This window comes from Streptomyces sp. BI87, from assembly GCF_025957665.1.
GTDB lineage: Bacteria > Actinomycetota > Actinomycetes > Streptomycetales > Streptomycetaceae > Streptomyces > Streptomyces albidoflavus.
This window is the reverse complement of record NZ_CP110079.1, coordinates 47,997-62,646: the sequence shown is the minus strand read 5'-3', so window position 1 is coordinate 62,646 and position 14,650 is coordinate 47,997. Positions and strand designations below refer to the sequence as shown.

Annotated in this window: 14 protein-coding genes; 9 read left to right on the top strand and 5 right to left on the bottom strand. The window is 73.2% G+C overall.

Features of this window, described 5'->3' with window-relative positions; genetic code table 11:
- Nucleotides 1-39 precede the first annotated feature (39 nt).
- The gene (locus tag OIM89_RS00275) at nucleotides 40-225 is read left to right on the top strand and encodes a hypothetical protein (RefSeq protein WP_030697485.1); all 186 of its coding nucleotides are present in this window, start codon (nucleotides 40-42) and stop codon (nucleotides 223-225) included.
- Between the two features lie 21 nt (nucleotides 226-246).
- Here the strand turns inward: OIM89_RS00275 and OIM89_RS00270 are convergent, their stop codons facing one another.
- The 4 genes from OIM89_RS00270 to OIM89_RS00255 all read right to left on the bottom strand — a co-directional run bounded on the left by OIM89_RS00270 (nucleotide 247) and on the right by OIM89_RS00255 (nucleotide 6,053).
- Nucleotides 247-1,314 carry a hypothetical protein gene (locus OIM89_RS00270; protein WP_239655718.1) on the bottom strand — a complete coding sequence of 356 codons (1,068 nt, stop codon included), beginning with the start codon at nucleotides 1,312-1,314 and terminating at the stop codon, nucleotides 247-249.
- A 108-nt stretch (nucleotides 1,315-1,422) separates the two neighbouring features.
- The gene (locus OIM89_RS00265) at nucleotides 1,423-4,011 is read right to left on the bottom strand and encodes a DEAD/DEAH box helicase (protein ID WP_264490853.1); all 2,589 of its coding nucleotides are present in this window, start codon (nucleotides 4,009-4,011) and stop codon (nucleotides 1,423-1,425) included.
- Between the two features lie 153 nt (nucleotides 4,012-4,164).
- Complete coding sequence (locus OIM89_RS00260; protein WP_264490852.1) at nucleotides 4,165-5,220, bottom strand: serine hydrolase domain-containing protein; 1,056 nt, start codon at nucleotides 5,218-5,220, stop codon at nucleotides 4,165-4,167.
- The gene (locus OIM89_RS00255) at nucleotides 5,217-6,053 is read right to left on the bottom strand and encodes an IclR family transcriptional regulator (RefSeq protein WP_264490851.1); all 837 of its coding nucleotides are present in this window, start codon (nucleotides 6,051-6,053) and stop codon (nucleotides 5,217-5,219) included. Before OIM89_RS00255 ends, OIM89_RS00260 begins: the two co-directional genes overlap by 4 nt.
- Before the next feature lie 54 nt (nucleotides 6,054-6,107).
- Here OIM89_RS00255 and OIM89_RS00250 point away from each other — a divergent pair, with 54 nt between their 5' ends.
- Genes OIM89_RS00250 through OIM89_RS00230 form a run of 5 tightly spaced genes read left to right on the top strand, consistent with a single transcriptional unit; the run spans nucleotide 6,108 to nucleotide 11,287 of the window.
- Nucleotides 6,108-7,685, top strand: coding sequence for an ABC transporter substrate-binding protein (locus OIM89_RS00250; RefSeq protein ID WP_257381036.1), 1,578 nt, complete (start codon nucleotides 6,108-6,110; stop codon nucleotides 7,683-7,685).
- Nucleotides 7,682-8,674, top strand: coding sequence for an ABC transporter permease (locus OIM89_RS00245; RefSeq protein ID WP_030697479.1), 993 nt, complete (start codon nucleotides 7,682-7,684; stop codon nucleotides 8,672-8,674). The genes OIM89_RS00250 and OIM89_RS00245 overlap by 4 nt, the downstream gene beginning before the upstream one ends.
- Nucleotides 8,671-9,582, top strand: coding sequence for an ABC transporter permease (locus OIM89_RS00240; protein ID WP_030697478.1), 912 nt, complete (start codon nucleotides 8,671-8,673; stop codon nucleotides 9,580-9,582). The genes OIM89_RS00245 and OIM89_RS00240 overlap by 4 nt, the downstream gene beginning before the upstream one ends.
- Nucleotides 9,579-10,418, top strand: coding sequence for an ATP-binding cassette domain-containing protein (locus tag OIM89_RS00235; RefSeq protein WP_052231021.1), 840 nt, complete (start codon nucleotides 9,579-9,581; stop codon nucleotides 10,416-10,418). The genes OIM89_RS00240 and OIM89_RS00235 overlap by 4 nt, the downstream gene beginning before the upstream one ends.
- On the top strand, nucleotides 10,415-11,287 hold the full coding sequence (locus OIM89_RS00230) for an ATP-binding cassette domain-containing protein (RefSeq protein WP_175456923.1): 873 nt from the start codon (nucleotides 10,415-10,417) through the stop codon (nucleotides 11,285-11,287). Before OIM89_RS00235 ends, OIM89_RS00230 begins: the two co-directional genes overlap by 4 nt.
- Nucleotides 11,288-11,298: 11 nt before the next feature.
- Here the strand turns inward: OIM89_RS00230 and OIM89_RS00225 are convergent, their stop codons facing one another.
- Nucleotides 11,299-12,234, bottom strand: a complete 936-nt coding sequence (locus OIM89_RS00225) for an ROK family protein (protein WP_195731411.1) — start codon at nucleotides 12,232-12,234, stop codon at nucleotides 11,299-11,301.
- 62 nt (nucleotides 12,235-12,296) lie between these two features.
- Between OIM89_RS00225 and OIM89_RS00220 the strand changes: the two genes are divergently transcribed.
- From OIM89_RS00220 to OIM89_RS00210, 3 genes are read left to right on the top strand one after another with little or no spacing between them, the layout of a single operon-like run.
- Entirely contained in the window at nucleotides 12,297-13,091 is a 795-nt protein-coding gene (locus tag OIM89_RS00220; RefSeq protein ID WP_175456922.1) for a creatininase family protein, read from the top strand.
- Nucleotides 13,088-14,215, top strand: a complete 1,128-nt coding sequence (locus tag OIM89_RS00215; protein WP_264490850.1) for a mandelate racemase/muconate lactonizing enzyme family protein — start codon at nucleotides 13,088-13,090, stop codon at nucleotides 14,213-14,215. Before OIM89_RS00220 ends, OIM89_RS00215 begins: the two co-directional genes overlap by 4 nt.
- A complete protein-coding gene (locus OIM89_RS00210) occupies nucleotides 14,212-14,619 on the top strand; it encodes a RidA family protein (protein WP_030697473.1) in 408 nt (135 codons plus the stop codon). Before OIM89_RS00215 ends, OIM89_RS00210 begins: the two co-directional genes overlap by 4 nt.
- Nucleotides 14,620-14,650: the final 31 nt, after the last annotated feature.

The following is a 14,650-nucleotide window of genomic DNA, read 5'->3' as shown; positions in this document are numbered from 1 at the left end:
GATCAGCCCACCGTACGCAGGAACGCAGAGGTGGGGAACATGATCGGTCTGCTGCTCGTCGTCCTGGCACTCGCCGTCGGGGGCTGCGTCTGCGTGGTGTGGGCCGCCCGCGGCGGGCCCCGCTGGGTCCGCGCCGTCTCCAGGCTGACCCTGGGCGCGGCCGGACTCCTCCGCGACATGGACAAGAACCGCAGCCGGAACCGGTCCGGCGGCAGCGACGACTAGGGGGTGTCTGGCGGCCTCCGCTCAGTCGTCGTCCGGATACACCTCCGGACCGGGAAGTTCCACCCCGGTGCAGTCGCGGCGTTCGGCCTGGTCCGCCGTGAACGCGCCGAGGAGGCGCCGCACCTGGTTCATCGGCAGTGCCGGCCCGACGTGGTTCCGGGTGTAGCTGGTGGCGAGGAAGTTGGCGGGCTCCCCGGCGCACCGGGCCTTGGCCCGCCCGAAGTCCGGGCCGAGCAGCGCGTCGCGGGGAGTGATCCCCTCGGTGATCTCGACGTTGGCCGACAGCAGCCGCTCGAAGGGCTTCTCCGCCCAGTCGCCGTACCAGCCCGAGAGGTGGAGAGCCGCCTCGCCCGTCCCCGAGTCGACCAGTGAACACCGGGTGATCGAGGCGTCCGGGGCCGTCGGCGCGAGCACCTTCCACGCCTTGCCGGACGGGCTCTTCGGCAGGTCCCGACCGGCGAGCCAGCCGCACATCGTCTCCTCCGCCCGGCCCAGGGACAGCTCCCGGGGCGGTTCGACCCGCTCCGGCAGCGGCAGCGGACCGGCGCCGCACCCGGTCTCGGCGTCGGCGGTGTTGGCGATCCGCACCGCGGTACGCAACGACTCCGGCGAGGCGTCACTCTCGACGCCGTGCGTGTACACCTTGGTGACGAGACGCTGCTTGCGGCCCGCGGAGTCCCGGCCCCGCTCCGGGCACTCCTGGACGATCACCGGACCGAACTTCCCGTAGAACCCCGGAACCGAGGCGGGGTACGCGTCCTGGACGTCCCTCGGGACCGTGAACTCCATCCCCAGCGGCCCCAGCGGCCCACCGGCGTCGATCTCCGCCTCGACGTCGAGGACGAAATGCCGGCCGTCGCTCTCGTCGACCCCGCACTTCAGCCGGGACCGCCCCGAGCCGAAGGTGTCCTCGCTCGCCCGGAGCTGCTCCGTCGGCAGGAGTTCGGCGAGCTCCCCGCCGGAGAGGCCGCCCCCGCACAAGGTCGCCGCGTACCACCACGGCTGCCACACCGGCTTGGCCAGCCACCCGGCGCCCGCGAGCAGCGCGAGCACCACCACCCCGACCGCGAACGCCCGCTTCCCCGGCACTCGCCGCCGCCCCCGTATCTCCGCCTCGGCCTGCAGTTTCCCGCTCCCCCCGTGCTGCTTCCCGGCCGGACGCAGCCTACGGCACGGGCCGTGCGGGCCGGACGCCCGTCAGGCCCAGCCGATGCCGAGCGCGGCGAGGGCGGCGCGCTGGGGCCCGGTGAGCTTCTCGCGCCGCGACCGGGTGTTGGAGATCCACACGCCCAGCTTGTGCCGGTACTCCTCGCCGTCGACGACGACCGTCTCGACGTGCCCCCGCGGCACGGCCTTCCCGGCACCCTCGCGCTCGATGTACTGAGTGAGCGCCGCGAGGCCACGCTGGAAGGCCGGCGCCTTCCCACCGCCCTCGCCGACCCGCACCGCCTCCGCCGGAGCAGGGGCCGGACGCTCCACGGGCGTGACCCCCAGCCGCGCCAGCCGGTCCCGCTGCTCCGCAGAGAGCTCCGCCCAGGAACGCCGTTGCCGCAGAAGCCACTTGCCGAGGTCGTCGCCCTCGTAGAAGACGCCGGGCGCGATGTCGGGGAGCAGGCCGCCGGGTTCGTCGGCGGCGAGACGGGTGAGGACGCGGCAGTGGCGCTGCCAGTCCAGCGGCCAGGGGCAGTCCCAGTCCGGGTCGATCCGCGCCAGCTGCGCGGCACGGGCCGCCGCCCGCTCCGGGTTCTTCCCGAGGCCGTTCCTGCGGCGAAGGTTGGCCATGTGCTCCCCGACCGGAGCCAGTTCCCTGTCGGTGTCGCCCCAGACGGCGTCCCGCCGCGGCGCGAGGTGGCCATGGGCACGATGAAAGGACCGCAGCACGGCGAGCTTCGTCTCCCAGGCCTCGTCCCCGGGTTCCCACACCATCCCCGCCTCGTCGAGCAGGCTCCTGCGGTGCTCGTCGAGTTCGCCCGCCCGGTGGGCCCGTCGCTGCTGATGCACCCACCGCCCCAGCGGGAACGCCTTGGTGACCCCGGCCACGGTCTCGGTGTCGTAGGGCACCGCGTACACCCCGGTGATGTGCTGCTCCTCCCGCCAGCGCAGCAAGGCCTGATAGCCCTCCAGCCAGACCAGGGACTCCGGCCGGTACACCCTGGTACGCAGGAACGCGGCGATCGTCGCCGCGTCCTTCGCGGTGGAGAAGCGCAGCAACGCCGATTCCCCCGCCCCCTCGGCCTCCTCCCGCTCTCCGCCGGCAGTGGTGCCGATGATCCGCCCCTCCGCGTCCCGCTTCACGTGCACCTGCCGCCGACCGCTGCTCAGCGCCCGGTCGGCGAGCTGCTCGACGAGGCGTTCGGAGTGCGAGCGCAAGCCCTGGAGCACCGCCACCAGAGGGGCGTACGAGGCGGAGGCGATCAGGCCGGACGGGTCCTCGCCGGGCTGGAGGAAGACGGGCACGATGATCCTGGCCGTCTTCGTCGTGCCGTCGGGGTTCGGGCGCAGTGCCCGGCCGATGTTCTGCACGATCTCCACCTGGGAACCCCGGGTGTCGGCGAAACACACCGCCTCCACGCCCCGCTCGCCCACGATGTCGACACCCTCGCCCAGCACCCGCACAGAGGCGAGAAAGGCCCGCCGCACCGGCCGCCCTCCGGCGTCGACACCGCCCGAGAACTGCCGGAGGACCTCCCGCCGTTCGGCCACGAGGTGATCGCCGCACAACCACGCCGCCCACACCTGCTCCGCGGAGACGTGCCCGTCGGCCTCCGACCGGGCGAACGCGCCGGCGGTCTCCGGCAGCTTCTCCGCGAAGGCCGCCGCCTCCTCGACCCGCTGATGGAAGGTCATGACCGTACGAAGGTCCCGCGCGGCGGCGTGCTCCAGCAGCGCGGTCTGCAACAGCGCCAGCCGCCGGCCCCGCCGCTCCTCCTCCGACGGGTCCCCGACGGCGGGGGACGGGTCGTGGATCTCCAGCACGTCGATCTCGAACCCGGCGAGGATGCCCCGCTCGACCGCCTCGGCGAGCTCCAGCTCGTAGATCCACTCGCCGTACGGGCCGTCCGGGTCGGAGGCCATGGTGGCGATCTCCGCCTCCCGGCTGCCCCGGCCGCGCTGCGGGCGGGGCGGAGCGAGGATGCGCGGGGTGGCGGTCAGGTAGAGGCGGTGACCGGCGGGGATGCGGTCGTTGTCATGGATCGCCGCCCACGGCCGCCCCAGATCACCGGCGGTCGCGTGGGCCTCGTCGACGACGGCCAGATCGAACGGGGCCATGGTCTGCCCGTACAGCCGTTCCCCGCCGGCCAGAGCCATCTCCAGCGGGCCACGGACCTTCCCCTGCCCCAGCGGGTCCTCCGGATCGGCACGGTCCACCAGGGAGGCGTACGTGGCGAAGACGACCACCGGCCCCTGCCCCGCCCACAGCCCCAGCTGGATCGCGTTGGTGGTGGTCCGCACGCCCAGCTGCTCCAGCACCTCGTCCTTCTCCAGCGAGCACACCCCGACCATCGGCCCGTGGTGGCCGACCCGCCGCCACGCCTGAACGGTCTGCACGAGCAGATCGAGCGTCGGCACCATGACGAGGATCCGCCCGCCGCGAAACCCTTCCAGCGCGGCCCACGCGGCGGTGATCGTCTTACCGGACCCCGTGGCGGAGACCACCGTGGCCCGCTTCCCCTCCTCGGGCACGGCGGACCTCGTGGGAAACCCCACCCACTCACGGATACGCGCGGTCGCCTCGACCTGGTGCTCCCGGAGCGCGATCCGCCGCGTCCCACCTTGCGCCGTCATCAGTCCCTCTTGCCGAGATCGCATCGCTGGCCCTGCCGTGCCCCACGCCCCCATGCTGCCATCGACCCCGCCGGAACAACGGCTCGGACTCCGCCCTGCCGCCGTGGAGCCGCGCGCCGTGACGGCAGGCGGTACGGGGGCACGCCGCGAACGCTAGGCGCGCGGCGGAGGCGGGGCGCCGGCCCGGAGCGTCGCGGCGGCGTCGTGGAACGCCCGGCGCACTCCGGTGATCGACTCGCCGGTCCGCGTCGGGTGGACCCGGTTGGTGAGCAGGACGGCGTAGCGCCCGGCTTCCGGGTCGACCCAGAGGCTGGTGCCGGTGAAGCCCGTGTGGCCGTACGACTTCGGGCCGAACTTCTCCCCGGCGGGGGAGCCGGCCGGGTCGCGGCCCTGCCAGGCCAGTGCGCGCCGCTCGTTCAGGTGGTCCGTGTGGGCGGCCGTCATCAGCGCGAAGGTGTCGGAGCGCAGCAGGCCCCGGCCGCCGGCGGCGAGCGCGGTGCCCAGCCGTTCCATGTCCGCGAGGGTGGAGAACAGCCCCGCGTGTCCGCCCACCCCGCCGAGGACGACCGCGTTCTCGTCGTGGACCTCGCCCACCACGAGCCGCCCGCGCCAGGGACAGTCCTCGGTGGCCACCGCGCGGGCCCGGCGCCCGGCGTCCGGCCGGAAGACGGTGTCCCGCAGGCCGAGCGGGGCGCACACCAGCTCCGCGACCAGGGCGTCGAGCGGCTGTCCGGCCGCCGCCTCGGCGATCAGGCCCAGGATGATGAGCCCCTGCGAGGAGTACTGGACACGGGTGCCGGGCTTCGCGGTCAGCGGCAGCAGGCGCACGGCCTCCAGCAGGGAGGCCCGGGTCGGGTGGTCGCGGTAGAGCGGCACCTGCCCCGGTATCCCCGAGGTGTGCGCGAGGAGCTGACCCACCGTCAGTTCTGCCTTGTCGCCGCCCCGGTACTCCGGGAGGTGGGCGCCGACGGTGGAGTCGAGTCCCAGCGCGCCCCGTTCTGCGAGGGCCATGACCACGAGTCCCGCGACCGGCTTCGTCACCGAGGCGAGGTCCCACACGTCCGTGCCGTCCAGCGGCGGCCCCTCCCAGCTGCGGGTTCCGGTCCAGCCTCGGTCCAGCGGACCCCGGGCGTCCCCGACGGACCAGGCGGCGCCCGAGAAGACCCGCCGCGCCCGTGCCCCGGCGAGGAGTTCGGCCGGCGCGCTCATGACCGCTGCCCCCGCCCCTCGGTCCGCACCGCGCCGAGCGCGGGCGTGCGGGCGCCGAGTTCGGTGGAGACGGTACGCGCGGCGGCCCGCACCATCGGTCCGTACACCTGCGTGCTCTCGGGGTCCAGGGTGAAGGTCAGGCCGGAGATGCCGATCGCGCCCACGACCTGTCCCCGGGCGTCCACGACGGGGGCCGCGACCGACCGTACGTCCGGCTCGTCGTACTCGTCGTCCACGGCGTACCCGCACAGGGCCGCCCGCGCCAGCACGGCGCGCAGCGCCGCCGGGTCGGTGGGCGCCTGCGGGGTACGTGCCTCCAGCTCCGGTACGCCGAGGACGGCTTCGGTCTCCTCCGGCGGCAGGGCCGACAGCATGGCGAGTCCCACGCCGCAGGCGTGGAGCGGGGTGCTGTGGCCGGGCCGGGTGCTCACCCGGTACTCCCGGGCCGGTTCCGACTGCTCCAGGTACACGGCGTCGCCGGCGTGCCGCACGGCGTAGAAGGCGACATGGCCGGTGCGGCTGCGGAGGCCGGCGAGGACGGGCCGGATCAGCTCGATGGCGCGGCTGTCGTTCAAGGCTGCCGCGGCCAGGCCCAGCAGGCGGGGGCCGGCGCGGTAGCGGCCGCCCTCGGCGGCTTCCGCGAAGCCGTACTCGGTCATCGTCCTGAGGTGCCGGTGGACGGTGGGCTTGGTCAGCCCGGTACGACGCGCGATCTCCCCCAGCCGGTGAGGGCCGCCGGGAAGGACGAGCGCTTCGAGCACCTCCATCGCCTTGTCGACAGGGCCTTTCACGAGTCCCTGGTCCGCCGACCGGGTGTTGACCGCTTTCACCATGTCGCTTAGCTTAACCCAACCGCATTCCATCTGACGGAACGGAGGTGTTTTTTCATGGAACGAACTCTGCGCGAGAGCCCCACCAGCCACAGCGGTCCCAGCCGTCGCCACGTCCTGCGGACCGGGGGCCTGCTGCTGGGGGCGCTCAGCGCTCCGGCGCTCCTCGGCGCGTGCGGCACGACCGGCGGCGCGGACCGGGCCGGCAACGTCCTGCGGGTCTCCCAGCCGGGCGACCCCAAGACGCTGGACCCGCAGAAGCAGGGCGACATGGTGTCGATGAACGTCCTGATCAACATGTTCGACACCCTCACCACCCGCGGCCGGGACAACACGCTGCACCCGAGGCTCGCCCTCTCCTGGAAGGCGACCGACGCGCGGACGTGGCGGTTCACGCTCCGCCCGGGGGTGACCTTCCACAACGGTGAGGCGTGTGACGCGCGGGCCGTCGCCTTCAGCATCGAGCGCCTGCTCGACCCGGCGACCAAGTCCCCCATCGTCGAACTGCGCTTCGTCGAGGGCGTCACCGTCGTCGACCGGCTCACCGTGGACCTGCACACCACCGTCCACGACCCGATCCTGCCCGCCAAACTCTCCCTCTTCGGCGGCGTGGTGGTGCCACCCCGCCACCTCGCCGAGGTGGGCGACGCCCAGTTCGCCACGGACCCGGTGGGCACCGGCCCCTTCACCTTCGCCGGCTGGCAGCGCGACCACGAACTGCGCCTGCGCGCCTACGACGACCACTGGAACGGACGCCCGGCCGTCGACGGGGTGGTCTTCAGCCCCGCGCCCAACCCCTCGTCCTCCCTGGCCGCGCTCCAGAGCGGAGGCGTCGACCTCGTCGCCGGACTCACGCCGGACGCCGCCCAGCAACTCGACGGCTACGGCGGCGTCTCACTCGACGGCCACACCGGCATCCGCACCGCCTACCTCTCCCTGAACACCCTGGAACGCGGCCCGCTCCAGGACAGCCGGGTACGCCGGGCGCTCAACCACGCGGTCGACGTCCCCCTGCTGATCAAGGCGGTCCTCGGCGGCAAGGCCACCGAGACCCCCGCCCTCGTCCCGCGCGGCGCCTTCGGCTTCGACCCCACCGTCAAGCCCTTCACCCGCTCGGTCACCACCGCACGCGAGCTGCTCGCCGAAGCCGGCTTCCCCCGCGGCTTCTCGACCACACTCACCGCCTCCAACGTCGACGCCAACGTCGCGGAGGCCCTGTCGGGACTGCTCGCCAGGGCAGGCGTGGACGCCCGCGTCAACCTGCTCGACCCCGGCACCTACTCCGCCCGGCTCACCTCCGACAACCGGGGCGCCCTCGGCCCCGTCTACCTCGCCGCCAGCACCGTCTGGACGATGGATGGAGCCAGCATCGTCCAGTCCAACGTGCGCAGCGACCGCCGCCAGAGCCGCTGGCACTCGAAAGAGGCCGACCGGCTCGTCGACATCGAGGAACTGTCCGAGGACCCGGCCGAGCGGGAGCGGGCCTTCTCGGACCTCCAGCGCCTCATGCGCGAGGAGGCCCCGTTCGTCTTCCTCTACCAGATCGACAACATCTTCGCCCGCAACGAGCGGCCCCGCTGGACCCCCGGACCGGCGGGCGTCCTCGCCATGGAGAGCGCGGAGGTGTCCCGATGAGCGCCACCACCCTCGACACGCCACCCACCCCGACGGATGCACCAGCGCGCCGCCCGGACCGGGCGGGAGCCCTGCGCGGAGTCGCCAGGCGCCTGGCCACCGCCCTGTTCGTCCTCCTCTGCACGGCGACCGTCGCCTTCTTCCTCGTCCGCCTCTCCGGCGACCCCGTGAAGATCCTGCTGCCGCCGGACGCCACGGCCGAACAGGAGCAGGTGCTGCGCCACTCGCTCGGCCTGGACCAGCCCCTCTTCTCCCAGTACCTCGACTACCTCCGCGGACTGGTCCGCCTGGACTTCGGAGACTCCCTCGTCTACGGACAGCCGGTCAGCGAGATCCTCGCCGACCGGCTCCCGGCCACCGTCGAACTGGCCGCCGCCGCCCTCGCCGTCACCCTCGTGGTGGCGATCCCGGCCGGCATCCTCGCCGCCATGCGCCGGGGGCGGGGTGCCGACCACACCGTGATGACCGGCGTCCTGCTCGGCCAGTCCGCACCGCCCTTCTGGGTCGGCATCCTGCTCATCCTGGTCTTCGCCGTCTGGCTCCGGGTCCTGCCCGCCTCCGGGTACGGCACCCTCGCCAACCTGATCCTGCCCGCCGTCACCCTCGCCGTGTACTCCGTCGCCGTCGTCGCCCGCCTGCTGCGCTCCTCGCTGATCGACGTCCTCTCCTCCGACCACATCCGCAGCGCCCGCGCCAAGGGCTTCGGGCCGCTCCAGCTGGTGCTCCGCCACGGAGTGCGCAACGCCTCCCTGCCGGTGGTGACCGTCATCGGCCTCGAAGTGGGCAACCTGCTCGGCGGCGCCATCCTCACCGAACGCGTCTTCTCCTGGCCCGGCGTCGGCCAGCTCACCATCGAGGCGATCTCCAACCGCGACTTCCCCCTCGTCCAGGCCACCGTCCTCTTCTTCGCCGCCACCTTCGTCGTGGTGAACCTGCTCGTCGACCTCTCCTACAGCTTCCTCGACCCGAGGGTGAGGACGTCACGATGACCGTCGTACCCCCCGCCGCGACCGACCGCGCCCCGGCGAAGAAACTTGGCGGCCCGCGCTCCGTCGTCCTGCGCGCCCTGCTCCGCAACAGGCTCGCCGTACTGGCCCTCGCCGTCCTCGCACTCCTGCTCGTCGCCGCCCTGTTCGCCCCGCTGATCGCCCCCTACGACCCCAACACGCAGGACCTCCTGATCCGGCTGCGGCCCCCCGCCTGGCAGGACGGCGGCACCGGCGCCCACCTGCTCGGCACCGACCAGCTCGGCCGCGACATGCTCTCGCGCGTCATCCACGGCGCCCGCGTCTCCCTGCTCGTCGGCGCCGGAGCCGCGCTGCTGGCCGGCGTGATCGGCACCGCCGTGGGCCTGGCCGCCGGCTACTTCGGCGGCTGGGCCGACCGCACCCTCATGCGCCTGGCGGATGTCCAGCTCGCCTTCCCCTCGCTGCTGCTGGCCCTGGCCGTCGTGGGCTTCCTCGGCTCCGGCCTGTGGCTGGTGGTCCTGGTGCTCGGCTTCACCGGCTGGGTCTCCTACGCCCGGGTCGTGCGCTCCGAGGTGATGTCGCTGCGCACCCGGGACTTCATCACCGAGGCCCGCGCGATCGGCGTCACCGACACCACCATCATGCGCCGCCACCTGCTGCCCAACGTCATGGCGCCGCTGGCCACCATCGGCACCCTGCACGTCGCCGCCGCCATCGTCGCCGAGGCCTCCCTCAGCTACCTCGGCCTGGGCGTCCCCAAGGAGACGGTCACCTGGGGCGCCATGCTCGCCGACGGCCAGCTCTACCTGGGCACCTCCTGGTGGGTCGCCGTCTTCCCCGGCATCGCGCTGATGCTCACCTCCCTCGCCGTCAACATCACCGGCGACGCCCTGCGGGACGTCGCGGACCCGAAGGCCTACCGCCGATGACCAGTGAACGAGCGACCACCGACCCGCACCCGGCCGACAAGCGGCCACTGCTGGAGATCGACCACCTCAGCGTCGACTTCCGCCTGGAGAGCTCCGTCGTCCACGCCGTCCAGGACGTCTCCCTGCACGTGCACGCCGGGGAGACCCTCGCCGTCGTGGGGGAGTCCGGCAGCGGCAAGAGCGCCACCGCCCTTTCCGTGCTGCGCCTCAACCCGAGCCCGCCATGCGTCTACACCGGCGGCGAGATCCGCTTCGACGGCCGCGACCTGCTGACACTCTCCGAGAAGGAGCTGGGCCGGGTACGCGGCCGGGACATCGCCATGGTCTTCCAGGACCCGATGACCTGCCTGGACCCGCTGCAACGCGTCGGCGCCCAGGTGGCCGAGGTCCTCCGCCTCCACACCGGCATCTCCCGCGCCGAGGCCAGGAAGGCCGCCCTGGCCGCGCTGGACGAGGTTGGCATCCCCGACCCGGAGGTGCGCTACCGGCAGTACCCGCACGAACTCTCCGGCGGCCTGCGCCAGCGCGTCATGATCGCGACCGCCCTGGTGACCCGCCCCCGCGTGGTGATCGCCGACGAACCGACCACCGCCCTCGACGTCACCGTGCAGCGCCAGATCCTGGACCTCCTCGTCAGCCTCCAGGACAAGCACGACATGGCCGTCGTCCTGATCACCCACGACCTCGCCGTGGTCGCCGAGACCGCCGACCGGGTCGCGGTCATGAACAAGGGCCGGGTCGTCGAGACCGGCGAGGTCCTCGACGTCTTCGACCGGCCCGCCGACGCCTACACCCGCAGGCTGCTGGCAGCCACCCCGCGACTGGAGGCGGCATGACCACCGCGACAACCGCACCCGCGACGACCGGGCAGCCCCTTCTCGAACTGGACGGGCTACGCAAGGAGTTCGGTACCCGGCACACCAACGTCGCCGTCGCCGGAGTCTCGCTCCAGGTCCAGGAGGGCGAAACCCTGGCGCTGGTCGGAGAGTCGGGCTGCGGCAAGACCACCCTCACCCGCCTGCTGCTCGGACTCCTCGACCCCACCGCCGGCAGCGTCCGCTTCGACGGACGGGACCTCGCCACCCTCACCGCGCCCCAACTGCGCGCCGTACGCCGCCAGATGCAGGTCGTCCTCCAGGACCCCTACTCCAGCATGAACCCCCGCATGCGCATCACCGACATCGTCGCCGAGCCGCTCGTCACCCACGAACCCGAGGCCCGCGGGCGGCGCGCCCGCGCCCGCAACCGGGAACGAGTGGGCGAACTCCTCGAAGCCGTCGGCCTGGACGCCGCCATCCAGGACCGCTACCCGCACGAGTTCTCGGGCGGCCAGCGCCAGCGCGTCTCCATCGCCCGCGCCCTCGCCCTCCGCCCCCGTCTGCTCGTGCTCGACGAACCCACCAGCGCCCTCGACGTCTCCGTCCAGGCGACCGTCCTCGACCTGCTGGCCGACCTCCAGCGACAGCTCGGCCTGACCTACGTGTTCGTCTCGCACAACCTCGCCGTGGTGGCGCAGGTCGCGGACCGGGTCGCGGTCATGAGCCGGGGAAGCCTGGTCGAGGTGGGGGAGGCGGCAACCGTGCTGCGCACTCCGCAGCATCCCTACACGCGCCGGCTGCTGGACGCCGTACCGGTACTCGACCCCCGCAAGGGCCGCCGGGCCGCACGGCGCGCCGCCGCCCCGACGGGCGAGGCCGGCCGATGACCCGCCGCCCCCTACAGGCGGGACAGCACGAGCCCCGCCCCGCCGAGCAGCGCCACATCGTCGACGGCGGCCGTACCGACCAGGACCCGCGGCTGCTCGGCACCGGCGAAGGCGACCGCCTCGCGCAGCCGCTCCTCCACCAGGGTGCGGAACCGCTCACCGCCCTCCCGCGCCTCACCGTGCAGGATGAACAGCCCCGGCGCGAAGAGCTGCTGCACGTTCACCAGCCCCAGCGCGAGATTGTGCGCGTACTCCTCCACCACCTGCCCGGCCGGCGCGTCCTCGCTCCGCACCAACTCGTCCAGAGAGGCCTGCGCGAGCCCCGCGGCACGGGCCCGCGACCGCAGCCAGCCGGTCGTGGCCAGGGTCTTCCAGCAGCCCCGGCTCCCGCACGTACAGCGCTCACCGCTGGCCGACACGGTCATGTGCGCGCCGCTGCGCCCGCCGGGCGGCGCCATCACCTCACCGTCGTAGAGAACGCCCACGCCCAGCACCTCGCCGGTCGAGACCGAGGCGAAGGTACGCCGTCCCCGGCCCGCGCCGAACCAGCGGTCGCCGAGCACCTGCAACCTCGCCCGCTGCTCCACCCGCACCACGGCCCCGGTGAGCGCGCCGAGCCGCTCCGCGACCGGATAGCCGCGCAGCGCCGGCACGTCGTTGACCTCCAGGATCAGCCCGGCCAGGGGGTCCACGAGCCCCGCGGCGGCCACCCCCACGCCCAGGAGGTCGTGGGCGGCGAGGAGCTCGGCCACCTCGGCCAGCGCCTGGTCGAGGTCCTCGCCGGTCGCCCCGGCCGCGTCGTACGACACCTCGGTGCGGTCCAGCACCCGCCCCGCCATGGACACCACGGCCGCCCTGACCTGCCCGGGAACCAGCTCGACGGCGCCCAGCCGCCGCGGCGCCGGGGGAGTGGAGGGTTGCGGCGCGGCCTCGGGGACCAGTCGCAACAGAGAACTTTTGTGGACCATGAGCCGACTCTGCCACGGCCCTGTTTCGGAGAGGTAGCACCGTGAGCCAATCGAGACTGACCGAACTCACCTGGCGCGAGGTACGCCGCGCCGGGGAGGACGGCATCGCCCTGCTGCCCATCGGTTCGCAGGAGCAGCACGCCGCGCACCTGCCGATGGGGACCGACACCCTGCTGGTCGAGGCGGTCGTGGACCGGGCCCTGGCCCTCCTCGACCGCGAAACCCCGGCACCCGAGGTGGTGCGGCTGCCCGCGCTGCCCTTCGGGCACAGCCCGCACCACCTGTTCGCCGCCGCCGTCTCGCTGTCCGCGCAGACCCTCGGCGCGGTGCTGGACGACGTCCTGGACTCCCTCGTGACCAGCGGATTCCGCCGGATCATGGTGGTCAACGGCCACGGCGGCAACGACGAGATCATGCGGCTCGCGGTGAAGCGCCTGGCGCTGCGCGCCGAGGTGACCGCCGCCGCCTGCTCGTACTGGACCCTCAGCGACGGCGACCACGAAACCGGACCGGAGGCGGAGGTCGCCCCCGGCCACGCCGGCTGGTTCGAGACCTCCCTCATGCTGGCCGCCCACCCCGGCCTGGTGCGCACGCCCGTGCCCGCCCGCACCCCCGTGGAGCCACCGCCCCTCTTCGACCACCCGCCGCACCCCGGCCTGACCGTGGAGCGCCACGGCGAGTGGGAGCGGGTCGACGGCTCCACCGACGACGCCTCCGGCGCCGACCCCGACCGGGGCGGCCGGCTCCTGGACGGCCGGGCCCGGGGGCTGGCCCGCGCGATGCACGCCTTCGACCGGGCCACCAGGTCGTCCCCACGAACCGAGGAGAAGAAATGAAGATCACCGACGTCGACGTGTGGGTCGTCAACCTGCCCCTCGTCAACCCCTTCACCAGTTCCTTCGAGACCAAGACCGGCGAGACCCGCACCGTCGTGCGCATCCGCACCGACGAGGGCACGGAGGGCTGGGGCGAGACGATGTGGGGCGCCCCGGTCGCCGCGATCGTCCGGCAGATGATCCCGGACCTGATCGGGACCAGCCCCTTCGCCCGGGAGAGCTTCTTCCGCAAGCAGCACATGGTGCCCTTCTTCTACGGCTACCTGGGCTACGCGGCGACAGCCGCCGTCGACGTCGCCTGCTGGGACGCGATGGGCAAGGCCACCGGCCAGTCCGTCACCGACCTGCTCGGCGGCGCCGTACGGGACGAGGTCCCCCTCACCGCACTGATCACCCGCGCCGACGCCCCCGGCGCGAGCTCCGCCGACCTGCCCGCCGCCATGGCCGAGCACGCGGTACGCGTCGTCACCGAGGGCGGATTCACCGCCGTCAAGCTCAAGGGCACCCGCGACTGGGAGGGCGACGTCGCCATCCTGCGCGCCCTCCGCGAAGCCCTGCCCGAGGTGAATCTGCGCGTCGACCCGAACGCCGCCTGGTCCGTCCCCGACTCCGTCCGCGCCGGCATCGCCCTGGAGGAACTGGACCTCGAGTACCTGGAGGACCCGTGCACCGGCATCGAGGGCATGAGCCAGGTGAAGGCGAAGGTCCGCATTCCGCTCTGCACCAACATGTGCGTCGTCCGCTTCGAGGAGTTCGCCCCGGCGGTGCGGCTGAACGCGGTGGACGTGATCCACGGTGACGTCTACAAGTGGGGCGGCATAGCCGCGACCAAGGCGCTCGCCGCGCACTGCGAGACCTTCGGCCTCGGCATGAACCTGCACAGCGGAGGCGAACTCGGCATCGCCACGGCCGCCCACCTGGCCGTGGTGGCCAGCACCCCGGTCCTCTCCCGGGCCATCGACAGCATGTACTACCTGCACGCGGACGACATCATCGAGCCCCTGCACCTGGAGAACGGCCGGCTGCGTGTGCCCTCGGGACCCGGCCTCGGCGTGCGCGTCGACGAGGACAAGCTCCGCCACTACGCCACAGTCAACGAGCGCGAGGGGGACCTGACCGGATGAGCGAGCACCACGGCAACCAGGCCGTCCGCACCAGCGGGGCACCCCGCCCGGCGGGCGCCTACTCCCAGGGAGTGGTGGCGGGCGGCTTCCTGTTCACCGCGGGCTTCGGGCCGCAGGACCCCGACACCGGCGAGATTCCGGAAGGCGTCGCGGACCAGACCAGACAGGTGCTGCGCAACGTCGGCGCGGTCCTCGCCGCACACGGGCTCTCCCTCCGGGACGCCGTCAAGGTCACGGCGCACCTACAGCACCTCAAGCGGGACTTCGCCGCCTACGACGCCGCCTACCAGGAGTTCTTCGAAGAGCCCTGCCCCGTGCGCACCACCGTCGGCTCCGACCTGATGGACATCCTCGTGGAGATCGACGTGGTGGCGCTCCTGCCCGGCACCCACACTCCCGGGTGAACTCCCCGTGCTCGCCCGGCCCTCGGGCCCG